The 16,186-nt window shown below is 67.5% G+C and carries 17 protein-coding genes; 2 read left to right on the forward strand and 15 right to left on the reverse strand.

Annotated elements, in window-relative coordinates:
• The 6 genes from G6N32_RS21815 to G6N32_RS21840 all read right to left on the reverse strand — a co-directional run bounded on the left by G6N32_RS21815 (nucleotide 1) and on the right by G6N32_RS21840 (nucleotide 7,252).
• Nucleotides 1–1,194 carry a cation:proton antiporter gene (locus tag G6N32_RS21815; RefSeq protein WP_115321833.1) on the reverse strand — a complete coding sequence of 398 codons (1,194 nt, stop codon included), beginning with the start codon at nucleotides 1,192–1,194 and terminating at the stop codon, nucleotides 1–3.
• Nucleotides 1,195–1,207: 13 nt separating this feature from the next.
• On the reverse strand, nucleotides 1,208–2,089 hold the full coding sequence (locus tag G6N32_RS21820) for a polysaccharide deacetylase family protein (protein WP_115321834.1): 882 nt from the start codon (nucleotides 2,087–2,089) through the stop codon (nucleotides 1,208–1,210).
• A gap of 53 nt (nucleotides 2,090–2,142) precedes the next feature.
• Entirely contained in the window at nucleotides 2,143–3,429 is a 1,287-nt protein-coding gene (locus G6N32_RS21825) for an RNA 5'-3' helicase PhoH2 (RefSeq protein WP_410432338.1), read from the reverse strand.
• A 218-nt stretch (nucleotides 3,430–3,647) separates the two neighbouring features.
• Nucleotides 3,648–4,475, reverse strand: coding sequence for an acyl-ACP desaturase (locus G6N32_RS21830; protein ID WP_115321836.1), 828 nt, complete (start codon nucleotides 4,473–4,475; stop codon nucleotides 3,648–3,650).
• A 69-nt stretch (nucleotides 4,476–4,544) separates the two neighbouring features.
• Nucleotides 4,545–6,011 carry a glycine hydroxymethyltransferase gene (locus tag G6N32_RS21835; RefSeq protein WP_115321837.1) on the reverse strand — a complete coding sequence of 489 codons (1,467 nt, stop codon included), beginning with the start codon at nucleotides 6,009–6,011 and terminating at the stop codon, nucleotides 4,545–4,547.
• A 23-nt stretch (nucleotides 6,012–6,034) separates the two neighbouring features.
• Nucleotides 6,035–7,252, reverse strand: coding sequence for a DUF885 domain-containing protein (locus G6N32_RS21840; protein ID WP_115321838.1), 1,218 nt, complete (start codon nucleotides 7,250–7,252; stop codon nucleotides 6,035–6,037).
• A gap of 30 nt (nucleotides 7,253–7,282) precedes the next feature.
• On the opposite strand from G6N32_RS21840, the gene coaA reads away from it, so the two are divergent.
• Nucleotides 7,283–8,221, forward strand: a complete 939-nt coding sequence (gene coaA, locus G6N32_RS21845) for a type I pantothenate kinase (RefSeq protein ID WP_115321839.1) — start codon at nucleotides 7,283–7,285, stop codon at nucleotides 8,219–8,221.
• An 8-nt stretch (nucleotides 8,222–8,229) separates the two neighbouring features.
• Here the strand turns inward: coaA and G6N32_RS21850 are convergent, their stop codons facing one another.
• The 5 genes from G6N32_RS21850 to G6N32_RS21870 form a co-directional block, all read right to left on the reverse strand.
• Complete coding sequence (locus G6N32_RS21850) at nucleotides 8,230–8,652, reverse strand: hypothetical protein (protein WP_115321840.1); 423 nt, start codon at nucleotides 8,650–8,652, stop codon at nucleotides 8,230–8,232.
• 10 nt (nucleotides 8,653–8,662) lie between these two features.
• A complete protein-coding gene (locus tag G6N32_RS21855; protein WP_115321841.1) occupies nucleotides 8,663–9,055 on the reverse strand; it encodes a hypothetical protein in 393 nt (130 codons plus the stop codon).
• The gene (locus G6N32_RS21860; protein ID WP_410432295.1) at nucleotides 9,052–9,480 is read right to left on the reverse strand and encodes a hypothetical protein; all 429 of its coding nucleotides are present in this window, start codon (nucleotides 9,478–9,480) and stop codon (nucleotides 9,052–9,054) included. The genes G6N32_RS21855 and G6N32_RS21860 overlap by 4 nt, the downstream gene beginning before the upstream one ends.
• A 63-nt stretch (nucleotides 9,481–9,543) precedes the next feature.
• A complete protein-coding gene (locus tag G6N32_RS21865) occupies nucleotides 9,544–10,914 on the reverse strand; it encodes a hypothetical protein (protein ID WP_115321842.1) in 1,371 nt (456 codons plus the stop codon).
• Nucleotides 10,914–11,711, reverse strand: a complete 798-nt coding sequence (locus tag G6N32_RS21870; protein WP_036343654.1) for a (2Z,6E)-farnesyl diphosphate synthase — start codon at nucleotides 11,709–11,711, stop codon at nucleotides 10,914–10,916. Before G6N32_RS21870 ends, G6N32_RS21865 begins: the two co-directional genes overlap by 1 nt.
• 52 nt (nucleotides 11,712–11,763) lie before the next feature.
• Between G6N32_RS21870 and trhA the strand changes: the two genes are divergently transcribed.
• Entirely contained in the window at nucleotides 11,764–12,498 is a 735-nt protein-coding gene (trhA, locus tag G6N32_RS21875; RefSeq protein ID WP_115321843.1) for a PAQR family membrane homeostasis protein TrhA, read from the forward strand.
• Nucleotides 12,499–12,538: 40 nt separating this feature from the next.
• Here trhA and G6N32_RS21880 read toward each other — a convergent pair whose 3' ends face one another.
• From G6N32_RS21880 to mca, 4 genes are read right to left on the reverse strand one after another with little or no spacing between them, the layout of a single operon-like run.
• Nucleotides 12,539–12,904 (reverse strand): nuclear transport factor 2 family protein, encoded by a 366-nt coding sequence (locus G6N32_RS21880; RefSeq protein ID WP_036343651.1) that lies wholly within the window; start codon nucleotides 12,902–12,904, stop codon nucleotides 12,539–12,541.
• An 11-nt stretch (nucleotides 12,905–12,915) separates the two neighbouring features.
• Nucleotides 12,916–14,916 carry a thioredoxin domain-containing protein gene (locus G6N32_RS21885; protein WP_115321844.1) on the reverse strand — a complete coding sequence of 667 codons (2,001 nt, stop codon included), beginning with the start codon at nucleotides 14,914–14,916 and terminating at the stop codon, nucleotides 12,916–12,918.
• Nucleotides 14,900–15,181: a hypothetical protein gene (locus tag G6N32_RS21890; protein ID WP_115321845.1), complete on the reverse strand. Its 282-nt coding sequence runs from the start codon at nucleotides 15,179–15,181 to the stop codon at nucleotides 14,900–14,902. The genes G6N32_RS21885 and G6N32_RS21890 overlap by 17 nt, the downstream gene beginning before the upstream one ends.
• Nucleotides 15,178–16,050 carry a mycothiol conjugate amidase Mca gene (gene mca, locus G6N32_RS21895; protein ID WP_115321846.1) on the reverse strand — a complete coding sequence of 291 codons (873 nt, stop codon included), beginning with the start codon at nucleotides 16,048–16,050 and terminating at the stop codon, nucleotides 15,178–15,180. The genes G6N32_RS21890 and mca overlap by 4 nt, the downstream gene beginning before the upstream one ends.
• Nucleotides 16,051–16,186 lie beyond the last annotated feature (136 nt).

Genomic DNA, 16,186 nt, shown 5'->3' on the forward strand with positions numbered 1-16,186 from the left:
CTAGGCGCCCTGCCTATAGCGTGAAATCCCAAGGGGCGCGGTGACGCTGTGTAGTACCAGGCTCAGCGTCACCGCGATCACGCCGGCTTGGGTCAGCAGGTCGGGATGCTGGATCTCGCCACGCTCGATCACCAGCAGCCCGAGCACTACCGTGCCGATACCCCTCGGCCCGAACCAGCCGATGAACACTCGGCTGTAGGCGGGCAGATCGGTGCGGATCAGCGCTACCAGCACAGCGATCACGCGCACGCCGAACAGCGCCAGGATGCAGAACAGCACCACTCGCCAACTGGTGTGCTGCCAGGCGTCGATCACCGCGAACGCGCCGAACATCGCGAATACCAACAACTCCAGTAGTTGTGCGGTGGCATCCGTCACCTGGTTCGACACCTGGGTGTTGCTGCGCCGCGCGACCATCGCGAACGCCAGACCTCCGGTGAAGGCGGCGACGAACCCGCTGGCGTGCACCCGCTCGCCGAATTCGAAACAGATCAGCGCAATGGCCAGGGTGGCCAGCTGAGCCCAGGTGTCGTTCATCCACTCCCGCCGCCGCGACCACGCGATCACCACCGCGCCGAGCAGTCCGACGGCCGCCCCGATCGCGAGCGATACCACCTCGGTGCGCACCACGAACCAGGTCCAGTCCCGCGGGCGTTCGTCGGTGTGTGCCGAGGCCAGCGCGAGTGCGGCCAGCAGCACCGCGAGCGCAAAGCCGTCGTAGAAGCCGCTTTCCACCGACAGCGCATTGCGCACCCGCTCCGGAACCCGGCCGTCCTCGGTCAGCGCTTCGATGAGCGCCACCTCGGTGGGCGCCACGATCGCCGCCAGGCACACCGCCTCCCACCACGGCAGCACCGGCAGCAGTGCTGCCGCGGTCAGCGTTCCCAGCACCAGAGTCAGCGGTATGCCGATCACCAGCAGCCGGAACGTGACATGCCCGCGCCGGAACACCTTGCCCGGGTCCAGCTTTGCCGCCTGGTTGAACAGGATCACGGTCAGCGCGAGCTGCGCCAGGATCGTGAAGCCCTCGGTGCCAGGGCCGGCTTGCAGCAGGTTGAAACCGAAGGGCCCGAACAACATTCCCAGCCCGACGAAGATCAACGCCGGGGCGACGTACCACCGGCCCACCAAGCCCGACACCACGGCATAGCCGAGCACCAGCAGGGTGAGGACGAACGAGGTGGCGGTGTGCACCTAGGCGCGCCGACTATGCGCCGTTGTTGGAGCCACCGGAATTGGCCCCCGGGATGTCGGTGATCGGAATGTTCGGCATCGGCTTCGGCGACGGGGTCGCGGGCAGGGTCGGAATGTCGCCGGGCGGGATGTCCTGGAGATCGTTGGCGGGCGGACCGTTGTCGCGGCTGCCGTACACGCTGCCCGGCGCCCGCGGGCCGAGCATCTGGGTCACGGTCACCAGGTGGTAGCCGTTGGCCTTGAGGACCGGGATGAACTGCTCGACCAAGTCGACCGTCGACGAATAGGTGTCGTGGAACAGCACCACCGAGTTGGGCTTGATCTGGGTCATCAGCATGTAGCGGGTGGCTGCGGTGTTGGAGTCGTTCATCCAGTCGAACGGGATCACGTCCCAGAGGATCGCGGCGAGCCCGTACTGGGCGGCCACCTTGTTGACCGCGTCGTTGGTGAGCCCGCCGGCAGGCCGCCACAGCACCGGCGTCTGCCCGGTGGCCGCCTTGATGGCGTCGTTGGCCTTGCTGAACTGGGCAGGAACATCCTCCGGGGGGATCGCCGTCATGTTCGGGTGTTCCCAGGTGTGGCTGCCCAGCTCCATGCCGGCGTCGACGACCCGCTTCGCACCGGCCGGGTTGGCCGCCACTTTGTTGCCGATCTCGAAGAAGGTGGCCTTGGCGTCGTTGTCGTTGAGGATGCCCAAGAGGCGGTCGGTGTACGGCGACGGCCCATCGTCGAAGGTCAGCGCCACGCACTTGACCACCGTGCAGTCGACGGCATCAGCCTTGGCCACCTTGACGTGCCCGGTGAAACCCCCGATCACGACGACGGCCACGCCCGCCACGACACCCACGACAGTCCGCACGTAGGACCAGGACAGGCTGTCGGGGCGGCGTGGCACGCGTGTGATTTTACCGGGCGCGCCTGGGAGGGATTCTCAGCGATTCCGCCGTGTCAGGGCAGGGCGCCGGGGCTGATCTCCTCGAGCATCTCGGTGACCAGTGCGGCGATCGGCGATCGTTCGCTGCGCATCAGCGTGACGTGGGCGAACAGCGGGTGGCCCTTGAGCTTCTCGATGACCGCAGCCACACCGTCGTGACGCCCGACCCGGAGGTTGTCGCGCTGCGCGACGTCGTGGGTCAGTACGACCCGCGATCCGCTGCCCAGCCGCGACAGCACGGTCAGCAGCACGTTGCGCTCCAGCGACTGAGCTTCGTCGACGATCACGAACGAGTCGTGCAGCGAACGCCCCCGGATGTGCGTCAGGGGCAGCACCTCGAGCATCCCGCGGGAGAGCACCTCCTCCAGCACGGCCGGTGACGCCAGGCCTTCGAGGGTGTCGAAGACCGCCTGCGCCCAGGGCCCCATCTTGTCGCTCTCGCTGCCCGGCAGGTACCCCAGGTCTTGGCCGCCGACGGCGTACAGCGGGCGGAACACGACGACCTTGCGCTGGGTGCGGCGCTCCAGCACCGCCTCGAGACCCGCGCACAACGCCAACGCCGACTTGCCGGTGCCGGCCTTGCCGCCCAGCGAGACGATGCCCACCGACTCGTCGAGCAGCAGATCGAGGGCGACGCGTTGTTCGGCGGACCTTCCCCGGAGGCCGAACACTTCGCGATCACCCCGCACCAGCTGAACCTTCTTGTCCGCGTTCACCCGGCCCAGCGCGCTGGAGTTGGCGCCGAGCAGCCGAACGCCGGTGTGGCACGGCAGATTACGCGCCTCCTCGAGATCGATCTCGCCCTCGGCGAAGATAGCGTCGACATCCTCGGGAGCCACATCGAGCTCGGTCATTCCGGTCCAGCCGGAGGTGATCACGTCCTGGGCGTGATACTCGTCGGCCAGCAGACCGACCGCGCCGGCCTTGACCCGCAGCGGAATGTCCTTGCTGACCAACGTGACTCGCTTACCCTCCGCCGCCAGGTTGGCGGCGACCGTCAGGATCCGGGTGTCGTTGTTCTCGGTGCGGAACCCGGACGGCAGCACCGACTGGTCGCTGTGGTTCAGTTCGACGTTGAGCGTTCCGCCTTCTGTGCCAATGGGTATCGGCTGATCCAAGCGACCGTGTTCCAGACGGAGATCGTCGAACAACCGCAGTGCCTGCCGGGCGAACCAACCCAACTCGTGGTGGTGGCGTTTGGCTTCCAGTTCACTGATGACCACGAGCGGTACCACCACTTCGTGTTCGGCGAACCGGGTGCACGCCCACGGGTCGGACAACAGGACTGAGGTGTCGAGCACATACGTCCGAACGGGCGACTGCGAATCGGTCACTGGGCGCTCCTCAGGTTCACGCGGTCCCCGCGAACCCCTCGGCGGACACTGCGGCACCAGGACCGGGACCGGTCCTGTCGTAGTCGAAACGATAGGTACCGCCCGGACAGCAGAGCATGTCGCTAGCCATCGAAAGTGACGCTACTCCGGTCCCAGCGCGCTCGCCGATCAGGCGCGCGGGCGTGTTATGAGCGAACGATTTTCTTCAGCGTCGCCTCGTCGCCCAGACCCCAAGCCGCGATGCGATCGGTGACCACCTTGCGCGAGGTTTCGTAGCCGAAGATGCCGGCTTGAGCGACGTTGTTCAGCTTGTCCTGGTACTCCCAGATGTCGCCGCCGACCAGACCGAATCCAGCCGCGCGACGGGCGATCGAGTTGATCGTCGACTCGCGGTGGGTTTGCAGGCAGTGCGCGACGAGGTTGGCGAAGAACTCTTCGTGCCGTTCCTCGTCGGCGGCGATTCGGCCGACCAGTCCGTTGAGCACCGGCTCGTCGATCTTGGCCTGGAGGTTGCGCGTGAACACCGCGTGCGCCCGCTCGTAGAGCGCCATGAACACCAGCGTCTCGATCTGGGTGAAGCTCTTGGCCCGGTAGCCGCGCATGACGTGGTTGACGCGAACGTCCTCGTTGGCGGTCGGATCGAAGTTGCGGGTGACCACGAGGTAGTTCCGCAGCGCGATGGCGTGCAGGTTCTCCTCGGCCGTCCAGCGGCCCAACCAGCGACCCCACTTGTCCTCGAGAATGAAGTGCTCGACCAGCTCGCGGTGATACCCGGCGAGGTTGTCCTTGGTGATCAGCAGGATCTCCAAGGCGTCGACGACCTCGGAGGGCAAGGTGACCTGGGCGGGCTCCCAGTCCTTGCCGCCGAGAAAGGCGAAGTTCTCGCCCTGGTCGAACGGGACATAGTCGTGGCCGTACCACTCGTCGGCGGTGGCCAGATAGCGAACCAGATTGTCAGCGACAACCGGCTCGAGTTCGAGCGTCAGCGCATTCGCGACAGGTTTCTGTGCCATGAAGTAACTGTAACTCAAAGACACGGGTGTTTAAAAACCCGGCCACCGGCGTTTCGCCGGCCCGACGCCTTACAGAGTCAGCCCGGGATACAGCGGGTTGGCCGCCAGCATTTCGGCGGCGGCAGCGTGCACCCGATCCGCCGTGCCGTCGGCCAGCTTGTACTTGGCCTTCGAGGTGCCTTCGGCCTCGGTGTTGGACAACACCTCGACCACCAGCTCGGCGACCCTGTCGAACTCCGCGGGACCGAACCCGCGGGTGGTCAACGCCGGCGTACCGAACCGGATACCGCTGGTGTACCAGGCGCCGTTCGGGTCGGACGGGATCGCGTTGCGATTGGTGACCACACCAGAGTCCAGCAGGGCGGATTCGGCCTGGCGGCCGGTCAGCCCGTAAGACTGGACGTCGAGCAGCACCAGATGGTTGTCGGTGCCGCCGGTGACCAGCGTCGCGCCGCGCTTGAGCAGACCCTCGGCGAAAGCCTTGGCATTGTCGGCGATCCGCTGGGCGTAGGCCTGGAACGACGGCTGGCGAGCCTCGGCCAGCGCAACCGCCTTGGCGGCCATGACGTGGGACAACGGCCCACCCAGCACCATCGGGCAGCCCTTGTCGACGGCGGGTGCGAACTCCTCGGTGGCCAGCACCAGACCACCGCGCGGGCCGCGCAGCGACTTGTGCGTGGTCGTGGTGGTGACGTGGGCGTGTGGCACCGGATCCTCGTCGCCGGTGAAGACCTTGCCCGCGACCAGCCCGGCGAAGTGCGCCATGTCGACCATCAAGGTGGCGCCGACCTCGTCGGCGATCTCGCGCATCGTCGCGAAGTTCACCCGCCGCGGGTATGCCGAGTAGCCCGCGACCAGGATCAGCGGCTTGAACTCCTTGGCCGCGGCACGGACGGCGTCGTAGTCGATCAGGCCGGTCTCGTGATCGGTGCCGTAGCTGCGCTGGTGGAACATCTTGCCGGAGATGTTGGGCCGGAAGCCGTGGGTGAGGTGACCGCCCGCGTCGAGCGACATGCCCAGCAGCCGCTGGCTACCCAGCCGGGCGCGCAGCCGCTCCCACTCGGCCTCGGAGAGGTCGTTGATGTGCTTGACCCCCGAATCGGTCAGAGCGGGCGCCTCGATCCGGGTGGCCAGGATGGCCCAGAACGCGACCAGGTTGGCATCGATACCGGAGTGCGGCTGGGCGTACGCGTACGGGGCGCCGAACAGTTCGCGCGCATGCTCGGCGGCCAGCGACTCGACGGTGTCGACGTTCTGGCAGGCGGCGTAGAACCGGTGACCGACGGTGCCCTCGGCGTACTTGTCCGAGAACCAGGTGCCCATGGTCAGCAGGACCGCGGGCGAGGCGTAGTTCTCGCTGGCGATCAGTTTCAGCGAATCCCGTTGATCGGCAAGCTCTTTGCGGGTCGCATCGGCAATCCGCGGCTCGACGGACTCGATGACCTTTAGCGCCGCCCGGTACGCCTCGCTGGCGCTGGCAGCGTAGTCGGCGCCCTGAGCGGGGGCGTGCGTCGAAATCGTCGAGTCTGCGGTCATGACCCAAGCCTATCCGGCCCTGTTCAGGCCACGTCGACCCGCAACGTAGATGGAATGAGCGGCTCGTCGAGCAGCCGGCCGAACCGTTCGGTCAGGCTCACCCCGGCCGGCCGGGCGTCGAGCCAGCCCCGCAGCAGGCGGTACCCCTCGACGTAGGTACTGGTGTACGCCCGCCACAGCGGCGAGGACAGGAACCGCAGCATCTGCCGTGCCCGGGTGTCGTCCACCAGGAGCCAGCGCTGCAGGAACGCGACGACCTCGTCGACGTCGCGGTGTTCGTCATGCAGCATCAGCGCCGCGTCCTGGCGGACGTCGGCTAGCGCCGCCGTCGCCTCCGACAGCGCCTCGGCCCGCTCGCCGTCGAACCGCAGCCCGAGGTCGGCGTAGATGTCTGCTGCCCAACTTCCCCACCCCGGCCCGACCGCGGCATACAGCGCCAGATCCGCCAGGCCCTCGGCCATCAGGCACTGCGGGGTGTTGACCAGAAAGATGGTCTGCTCCTGCTGGTCCTGGCCGGCGACCAGCCCGGCCTCTTTACGGCAGTGCTCGGTGTGGTGGCCGGGGTAGGCCTCGTGGGCTACCAGCCGCGGCAGGTTGGCCATCTGCTGCTTGAGGTCGGCGTTGACCGCGACGGTCGAGGTGTAGTTGCCGTTGTAGTAGTTGAAGCCCGACCACGGCTTGTCGGTGACCACCTCGTAGACGATGGTCTCGGCGTCGGGCAGCGGGTAGGTCGCCCGCACCGTGTCGCGCAGCGCGCTGGAAAACGCGTGAATGCACTCCTCGAGCCGTTCGGGCGGGATTTCGTCGGAGCGGCGATGCGCTTCCATCCGGTCGGCCAGCGGACCGCTGCCGCCGAGCACCTCGTCGATGCGGGCGTGGGCCGCTCGGTAGCGCTCGGGGTCGCCGCGGCTGATCTCGACATCGAAGTAGTTGCGCACCTCGTCGACGAAACCCACCGTCTCGCCGGCGAACTTGCGCGCGGAGAACTGCAGAGCCCGCAGGTGCGCGCCGATGAAGTCGGCACGCTGGTCGGTGAAGCCACCCGTGCGGGCGACGCCGGGCAGTTCGGTCAGCAACCGGTCGGCCTGCCTGGCCAGTTCGGCAGGCTCGGGAGCGGGCTCGTCGGCCACGGCGCGGCGCAACGCGGGATCGCCGGTAAAGGAGTCGACGTAGCCTTCCTCGATACGGTCGAACCGCAAACCGAGGGTTAAGTAATCGCGGATAAGGGTGCCGGGCTGCATGTCAACCAAGCTAACTGCAAGACTGGCACCATGGCGCGGCTGAGCGAACCCAGCCCTTACGTCGAGTTCGACCGGAGTCAATGGCGTTCCCTGCGCATGTCGACCCCGTTGAAGCTGACGGAGGACGAACTGATCGGGCTGCGCGGCCTGGGTGAGCAGATCGACCTGCTCGAGGTCGAAGAGGTCTACCTTCCACTGGCCCGGCTGATCCATCTGCAGGTGGCAGCGCGTCAGCGGCTGTTCGCCGCCACCTCCGAGTTCCTCGGTGAGCCGCAGCAGAACCCGGACCGGCCGGTGCCGTTCGTCATCGGTGTCGCGGGCAGCGTGGCCGTCGGCAAGTCGACCACCGCCCGTGTGCTGCAGGCGCTGCTGGCCCGCTGGGAGCACCACCCCCGCGTCGACCTGGTCACCACCGACGGCTTTCTGTATCCGAACGCCGAACTGAACCGTCGAAACCTGATGCATCGCAAGGGTTTCCCGGAAAGCTACAACCGCCGCGCGTTGATGCGGTTCGTGACGACGGTGAAGTCCGGCGCCGATCAGGTGTGCGCCCCGGTGTACTCACACCTGATCTATGACATCGTTCCCGGCGAGAAGCACGTCGTCACTCACCCGGACATCCTCATCCTCGAAGGACTCAACGTCCTGCAGACCGGTCCGACCCTGATGGTGTCGGACCTGTTCGACTTCTCGGTGTACGTCGACGCGCGCATCGAGGACATCGAAAAGTGGTATGTCGACCGGTTCCTGGCGATGCGGGCGGGCGCGTTCGCGAACCCGGCTTCGCACTTCCACCACTACGCGGGGCTGACCGACGCCCAGGCCGTCGCGGCCGCCCGGGAAATCTGGAGTTCGATCAACCGGCCCAACCTGATCGAGAACATCCTGCCGACGCGCCCGCGCGCCACGCTGGTGCTGCGCAAGGACGCCGATCATGCGATCAACCGGCTGCGGCTGCGCAAGCTCTAGCGGGAGACCTAGTTGGTCGGCGCTCCGGTGAGCGGGTTGAGCCGCAACACCGGCAGCGGGAACTCGAACTCCGCCTCGGCGCCGTCCGGATCGTCGTAGAGGCCCACCCGGTAGATCCCCGCGGAGTACACGGTGATCGGCAGGTGGTGGGCGAAGACCCGGAACTTCACCGGCACGCCTGGGTTGTCGGGCCACTGCCAGGCGAACTCCAACAGCCCGACCCGCTCACCCTCGGGCGATTTCGCGACGATGAAGCGGCGCGGCTCGTAATCGGTGCCGCCCTGGGCGTGCACCGCAAGCACCAGCGGCACGGTGATCTGTGCAGGCAGGCTCTCGACGTAGCAGCTCGTCATCGGAAAGCCTTCCGCGGTGACCCCGCCGGCTTCTTCCAGGACCGCCTTGCGCGAGGCGGCGAACGCTACGACATGCATGTGCGCAACCCTATTTGATGCGGCGCACCCCGAGGTACTGCAGGTCGGCGAACACCAGGGTGTACACGCCGCTGCCCAGCGTCGCGACCACACCCGCGGTGGTCAGGTCGAGCTCGATCACGACCACCACCGCCGCGACGGTGAACACCAGATTCGCGATCGCGGTGACGATGCCTGCGGTGCGCACCCGGCGCAGTCCCGCGGCCAGGAACACCGCCACCGCGTAGACGAGAAAGACCGCTCCGGTGGTGAACTCGGCGGCCTTAGAGAAGCCGGTGAACCCGGAGATCGGTCCGGCGGCCGCCATCAGGACGATGCCGCACAGCCCGGACAGGACGGCGTCGACCCGCATGGCCATGCGCAACAACGAATCCGACGATCGAGTGGACAGGGTGGTGGTCATGCGTGTGCCTCCAAACGGCGAATTCCGAGATATTGCAGGACAGCGAAGGTGGCGGTGTAGAGCCCGCCGGCCAGCGCGACGATCGATCCGAACGTGGTCAGCGGCAGTACCGCGGTCTCGGCAAGCGCGATGAAACCTACGGTGCTCACGACGTTGAACGCGACGAGTCCTGCGCCGACGCGGCGCAGGTCGGGTGAGGCGGCCAGCGCGTAGACGACGAGCCCGCAGAGGACGAACGCGGCGCCGGCGATATAACCCTGCGCCGAGGACAGTCCGGTCAGCCGACCCAGCGGGTCAGCCATCGCCGCGACGGCGAGGCCGAGCACGCCGGTTCCGGTGCCGTCGACGCGCATCGCGAAACGCAGCAGCGAATCTTGTGAATCGGAGAACGGATGGTTCCCGGTGGTTATGGCGGTCATGGTCATCACGGTGCTCGACGCGCACTGCCAGATCGACGCCTGGCACTGCCAGGCACTGCCAACCGCAGCTCAGGGCCGTGCGACGGCCATCCGGGCGCGCAGGTCCGCGGCGATCAACCGCGCCGCGGCGTTCTGCCAGTTGTGCAGCGAGCGCTGCGGCACCTCGGTGACGAACCACTGCCACGCCTGCCGCGCGACCGGGTCCAGGCCTGCGGCGGTGGCGTTCTGGGCGTATGCGCGCACCCCGACGACGTACGGGAAGTACAGCGAGTTGTAGTAGCGCCAGTGCTCTGTCGTGCCGAACTCGCCGCCGTCGCGGGGCTTGAGCCGGGCGATGTGATCGGCCAGCAGCGCCTTGAGTTCGTTGGCGCGCTCCACCGGCTGGTCGGCCGCTCCGCGGGCGGCCAGTCGCTCATCGATGACGGGCAGCTGCGTCAGTGGACTGGCGACGAGTTTGGACAGATCGCCGTAGTGGCCCAGCGCACGGCGGGTCAGCCGCGCGAAGGCCTCGTCGTCCAGGGCGTCCAACGGGTTCTCGGCGACCAGCGGCAGCGCGGCTTCCGCACCACGCAGGGCGGCGCGGTCAGCGCGCAGGCGCGGCGATCTCGAGAACGCCAACCGGTCCAGCAGCCCGGCCAGCGGGTCGGCCAGCACGTTGATGGCGATGGCGACCGCGAGGCTGGTGAACAGCAGTGCGGTCAGCGCGGTGCGGCCCGGGCCGTCGGCGCCGGTGACCGCCATCCCGATCAGCGCCTGCCCGCCGAACAGCACCGCCACCACCGCCGAGGCGATGAACGACCGCAGCATGTCCGCGCGCAGTGCCTGGCCTTCGTCGAACGCATCCCACAACGCGACCGCCAACCCGAGCAGCAGCACGTCAAAACCGGTGGACGCCAACGCCAGCCAGCTCGGCACCAGGCCCAGCGGGATCACCAGGATCGCGTTGCCCAGCGCGAAGAACAGCGTGGCGATGACCACCACACCGGCGACCCGACCCGGCTGCGCGGCCCGGCGTACGGCGGCCACTGTCGCGCCCAGCGTCGACACCGAGATCACCGCGAACATCACCCAGTGGCCGGTTCGCAGCGGGCCCTCGACCGAGCCGGCCAACACCGCGCCCACCAGGGTGAGGGCGGCGACCACGCCGACCAGGCTCAGCTCGGCGGCGCGGCCGCGCCAGGTGTCCGTCGGCCTGGCCAGTTCCAGCACGACCGCGAACCAGGCCACCCCGGGTACCGCGACGAGGTAGATCTCGATCTGGCCGAGCAGTTGGGCGTGCGCGACGCTGACCACCCGCACCGCATCCAGTGCCACCACGGCGGCGAACCCGCACAGCCCCACCGCTGCCAGCGCGAGCACCGGCTTACGCGGGTCACGTGCCAGCAGATACAGACCGAGCCACCAGCTCAGTGTGAACACCACTGCTGACAGCGCGGCCATCACATGCCGAATCGACGATGTCTGCGGCTGTAGGCGCGCAACGCGCGCAGGAAGTCGACCCGACGGAACGCCGGCCAGTGCGCCTCGGTGAACCACATCTCCGAATAGGCGCTCTGCCACAACAGGAAACCGGACAGCCGCTGCTCCCCGGACGTCCGGATCACCAGATCGGGATCAGGCTGCCCCGACGTGTAGAGGTTCTCCGAAATGCCGTCGATCGTGACGGACTCGATCAGCTGTTCCGGGCTGGCACCGTTGGCCAGTTGCTTGCTCAGCAACGCTCGCACAGCGTCGACGATCTCCTGCCGCCCGCCGTAACCGACGGCGACGTTGACGTGAAATGCCGCGGTCGACGCCAGCGGCGCGGTGCTGTCCACGGCGTCGCGTAGCCGTCGCGCCGGCTCCTCCCCGAGCAGTTCCAGATCGCCGACGGTCCGCACACTCCAGCGGTTGGCCGGTGCACAGATCTGTTCGACGACGTCGGTGATGATCTCGATCAGCTCCGACAATTCCTGCGGATCGCGCTGCAAATTCTCGGTGGACAACAGGTAGACCGTGGCCATCTCGATGCCGGATTCGGCGCACCAGCGCAACATTTCGGCGATCTTGGCCGCGCCCATCCGGTAGCCGTAGGCAACGTCGTCGTGACCAGCATCACGAGCCCAGCGCCGGTTGCCGTCGCACAGGACGGCGATATGGCGGGGTAGCTGGGACTTGGAGCGCGCCAGCTCCTGGCGCAGCCGCATCTCGTAGAGCCGGTACGCCGGGTCCTTGAGGCGCGGGGGAATGATCTCCACGACAATCCAGACTACTGTGAGCGGCAGTGGCCACCGGCGCAATGGAGGTGAGATGACCGCAGGAGTCGACACCACCGATCCCCGCCGATCGACGTCGTCGGACGCGGAGGACTTCCCCGAGGCCGTCGTTGACGCCGCCGTCGAGTTCTTCGGAAAACCACGGCTGCGAGGCTGGATTCACGTCTACGCCGCCGTCATCGGCGCGATCGCCGGTGCCGCGCTGGTGTCGGTGTCATGGTCGGTGGAATCGACACGGGCCGGCATCTCCACGCTGATCTACACGCTGACGATCGTGGCGATGTTCACCGTGAGCGGCACCTACCACCGGGTGACCTGGACGTCGCCGGGTGCCCGCAAGTGGATGAAGCGGCTCGACCACTCGATGATCTTCATCTTCATCGCCGGCAGCTACACCCCGTTCGCGATGCTGGCGCTGCCCGAGAGGAGCGGCGCGATCCTGCTGACCATCGTGTGGAGCGGCGCGCTGGCCGGTGTGCTCCTGAAGTGCTTCTGGCCGTCGGCGCCACGGTGGGTGGGCGTGCCGCTCTATCTGGTGCTGGGCTGGGTGGCGGTGTGGTTCATCGTCCCGATCATGAATGGTGCCGGGATCGCCGCCATGGTGCTGCTGGTCGTCGGCGGGCTGTTGTACAGCGTCGGCGGGGTGTTCTACGCGCTGAAGTGGCCCAATCCGTGGCCGACGACATTCGGCCACCACGAGTTCTTCCACGCCTGCACCGCGGTCGCTGCGACCTGCCACTACATCGCGATGTGGTTCGCGGTTTTCTGACTCGGCGGGCAGGAGCGAAGCGACCCGGGGTTGGGACCGCTCAGAGCTGAGTGACGTTCTCCGGGCCCCAATAGGCCTTCATCGACGTGATCTCGCCGTCGCTGTTGAACGCCATCACCTCGATGACCTCGATCCGCATCGCGCCCGCAACCGTGAGGGCGAACATGAACGCCGCCTCGGTCCCACCGGCGCGGAACGACAGCAGCTCCGATTTCACCTCGGCGCCTTCGACGTTCTTGTAAAAGCCCTCGATCGCCTGTCGGCCGATATGGACTTCGCCGCAGCCGACGGGATCCTCCAGGGTGGCATCCTCGGCGTACAGCGCAGCGACATCGGCCGCTTTACCCGCCGCGACGGTGCTCAGGTAACGGTTGACCAAGGCTTCGAGATCGAGGGCATCGCTCATGGCCGCAAACGCTACACGGACACACCCAGCGCGTCGGCGAGTTCCCGGGCTCCCGTCACCGGCAGGTCACAGGTCCGGCCGCGACACACGTAGGCCGCATCGTTTCCACCGATCCGGTCGCGGCCTTCCAGCAGCGGCGAGGAGTTGACCGCCCCACCGACGACGATGGTGCCGCCGGGCGCCAATCGCCGCGCGGCGGAAAGCAATTCAGAGTCAGGTCCCTCGCTGGCGACAGCCACCTGCAGCGGACCGCGCACTGCCGCCTCGGCGACCGCCAGCCAGTGACCGGCCGACCGCGGCGCACGGGCCAGCAGAGCCGAATGTGCCGACAAGGTGGCCTCGGCGGCCTGCCCGTAGCGAGCCGCGCGGTCGGCGTCGACCAGGTGCGCGGCGGTCAGCAGCGCCTCGGCGATCAGCGAGGCGCCGGCGGGCGTCGCGTTGTCCAACGCGTCGGCAGGTCGGACCATCAGCTGCTCGGCGTCGTCGGCGGTGTCGAACCAGCGACCCGGACGGTCCGGGTCGGCGAAGTGCCGCAGCGCGGTGTCGAGCAGATCGGTGGCGCTCGCCAGCCACGCCGCCTCACCGGTGAGCTGGTGGAGCGTCAGCAACCCGGTGGCCAGCGCTGCGTGGTCCTCGAGGATGCCCGCACTGTCGCCCACCATCCCGCCGAGGCTGGCCCGCCGCAGCCTGCCGTCGACGATGTGCAGCTCCAGCAGGGCCTGCGCACACCGCGACGCCGCCGTCAGCAGGGGTGGAACATCAAGGGCCACACTGGCTTCGGCCAGCGCTGTGATGGCCAAGCCGTTCCATGCGGTGACGATCTTGTCGTCCCGCGCAGGCTGCATCCGCGTCGCTCTGGCGGCCAGCAGCGCCGCACGGACCCGCTCGAAACGCTGCGCGTCGTCGGGATCTGCGGGCAACTGCAGCACCGACGAACCGTGCTCGAAGGTACCGCTCTCGGTGACCGCGAAAAGCCTTGCCGCCCAGGCGCCGTCATCCTCACCGAGCACTTCGTTCAACTGCGCCGGTGTCCAGACATACGTCGAGCCTTCGACACCCGCGGCGTCGGCGTCCAGCGCAGAGATGAACATGCCGCCGTCGGCCAGATCGTTCAGCAGGAAACCGGCGATCTCGGCCGCGATCCGGAAGGCCAGCGGGTCACCGGTGCGCCTGCCCCAGTGCGCATACGCTCGCAGCAGCAGGGCGTTGTCGTAGAGCATTTTCTCGAAATGCGGCACCACCCAGTCCGCGTCGACGCTGTAGCGCGCGAACCCGCCGGCCAGCTGGTCGTAGATGCCGCCGCGAGCCATCGCGGTGCCGGCCCTGACCACAGCGTCCAACGGCAATGGCGAGCCGGTGCGCTCATAGGCCCGCAGCAGCGCCTCCATCAACGCCGAGGGCGGGAACTTGGGAGCCCGCCCGAAACCGCCGCGCTCGACGTCCTCGTCGCGCAGGATCGCCATCACGGCGTGGTCGCACAGCGCGGGCTCGATCTCCGGCCCGCCGTCAGGCAGGCCGGTCGTCATTCGGCGCAGCTCCCCGGCCACCTGATCGGATGCCTCTTCGACCTCGTCGCGGCGGGTCTGCCAGGTCTCGGACACCGCGTCCAGCAGCTGCAGAAACTGCGGCTTCGGGTAGTAGGTGCCGCAGAAGAACGGCCGGCCGTCGGGGGTCAGGAAGCAGGTCATCGGCCAGCCGCCCTGGCCGGTCATCGCCACCGTCGCGTTCATGTACACCGCGTCGAGGTCCGGCCGCTCCTCACGGTCGACCTTGATGCAGACGAAATCTGCATTCGCCACCGCTGCGACGTCCTCGGACTCGAAGGACTCGTGGGCCATCACATGACACCAGTGGCAGGCCGCATACCCGACCGACAACAGGATCGGCACGTCCCGGCGCGCCGCCTCGGCCAGCGCCTCGGGGGTCCACTGCTGCCAGTGGACCGGGTTGTCGGCGTGCTGACGCAGGTAGGGGCTGGTCGCGCTGCCGAGGGTGTTAGCCGCTGGGCTCATGCGGCGGTGTCTTGGTCTCGCGCTCGGCGCCGGCGGTCTCGTCGGTGGTCGTCGCGGCGATGGCTTCGCCGTCGACCGGCTGCTCATCGAAACTCTGGGGCAGCTTCTTGAGATGCCGGTTCATCGACCACACCAGGATGAAGACGCAGATCAGCAGGACGACGACGATCAGCAGGCCGAACGGGCTGGCCTTGCCGAAATCCGGCCCGGTGTTCTTGGGCGGATCAGCCAGCACCGACACAGCGGTGGTGAACAGGTCTCTCACTCGAAGATCTCGATTCCGGTGAACAGGTCGTCTTCAGGCAACTTGGCGGGCACCCGCGAACGAGCCAGTTCGAACTCCTCGGTGGGCCACAATCGTTGCTGCCACTCTATGGGCGTCGCGAAGAAGAATCCGTCCGGGTCGATCTGGGTGGCGTGCGCCTTGAGGGCTTCGTCGCGCTGATTGAAGTACTCCGAGCACAGCACCCTGGTGGTCACCCGTCCGGCGAAGATGTCGATCTCGGGGTCCCACTTCGCCAGCCAGCTGGCGAACGGGCCTTCTTGGCCGTGCTTGGCGAACTCGTCCTGCAGCAGCTGCAGGCGCGCACGCAGGAAGCCGTGGTTGTAGTAGAGCTTGCTGATCGCCCAGGGTTCGCCGGCGTCGGGATACAGCCGGTAGTCGGCGGCGGCCTCATAGGCGGCCACCGAAACCTGGTGGCAGCGAATGTGATCCGGATGCGGATAGCCACCGTTTTCGTCGTAGGTGGTCATCACGTGCGGACGGAACTCGCGGATCAGCTTCACCAATTCGCCGACCGGTTGCTCCAGCGGCACCAACGCAAAGCAGCCGTCGGGCAGCGGCGGCGGCGGATCGCCTTCGGGCAGGCCGGAGTCCTCAAATCCCAGCCAGTGGTGCTCGACCCCGAGGATCTCCGCGGCGCGGGCCATCTCGTCACGCCGGATGTCGGCGATCCGGCCGCGCACCTCGGGCAGGTCCATCGCCGGGTTCAGAATGTCGCCACGTTCGCCGCCGGTCAGAGTCACCACCATGACCCGGTGGCCTTCGGCGGCGTACCGGGCAACGGTTGCCGCGCCCTTGCTGGACTCGTCGTCCGGATGGGCGTGCACAGCCATCAGCCGCAGTTCGGTCACTTCTCCCCTGTACTCACTGTCTCGTCATTGGCCCTTACGTGCTGATGTAACAGCGACAGCACGCCCTATAGTCCAATAGTTCCATTCGGGCGTGGATACCCGTAATCGAAGCCCGCTGACTAGAGACGTGACTCCA

The sequence above is a fragment of the Mycolicibacterium aichiense genome, assembly GCF_010726245.1.
Taxonomy (GTDB): domain Bacteria; phylum Actinomycetota; class Actinomycetes; order Mycobacteriales; family Mycobacteriaceae; genus Mycobacterium; species Mycobacterium aichiense.

Coding starts and splice junctions, on each gene's coding strand:
- G6N32_RS21830 (WP_115321836.1), bottom strand. CDS start 4,475: ATGGCACAGAAACCTGTCGCGAATGCGCTGACGCTCGAACTCGAGCCG.
- G6N32_RS21835 (WP_115321837.1), bottom strand. CDS start 6,011: ATGACCGCAGACTCGACGATTTCGACGCACGCCCCCGCTCAGGGCGCC.
- G6N32_RS21840 (WP_115321838.1), bottom strand. CDS start 7,252: ATGCAGCCCGGCACCCTTATCCGCGATTACTTAACCCTCGGTTTGCGG.
- coaA (WP_115321839.1), top strand. CDS start 7,283: ATGGCGCGGCTGAGCGAACCCAGCCCTTACGTCGAGTTCGACCGGAGT.
- G6N32_RS21850 (WP_115321840.1), bottom strand. CDS start 8,652: ATGCATGTCGTAGCGTTCGCCGCCTCGCGCAAGGCGGTCCTGGAAGAA.
- G6N32_RS21855 (WP_115321841.1), bottom strand. CDS start 9,055: ATGACCACCACCCTGTCCACTCGATCGTCGGATTCGTTGTTGCGCATG.
- G6N32_RS21860 (WP_410432295.1), bottom strand. CDS start 9,480: ATGACCATGACCGCCATAACCACCGGGAACCATCCGTTCTCCGATTCA.
- G6N32_RS21865 (WP_115321842.1), bottom strand. CDS start 10,914: ATGGCCGCGCTGTCAGCAGTGGTGTTCACACTGAGCTGGTGGCTCGGT.
- trhA (WP_115321843.1), top strand. CDS start 11,764: ATGACCGCAGGAGTCGACACCACCGATCCCCGCCGATCGACGTCGTCG.
- G6N32_RS21880 (WP_036343651.1), bottom strand. CDS start 12,904: ATGAGCGATGCCCTCGATCTCGAAGCCTTGGTCAACCGTTACCTGAGC.
- G6N32_RS21885 (WP_115321844.1), bottom strand. CDS start 14,916: ATGAGCCCAGCGGCTAACACCCTCGGCAGCGCGACCAGCCCCTACCTG.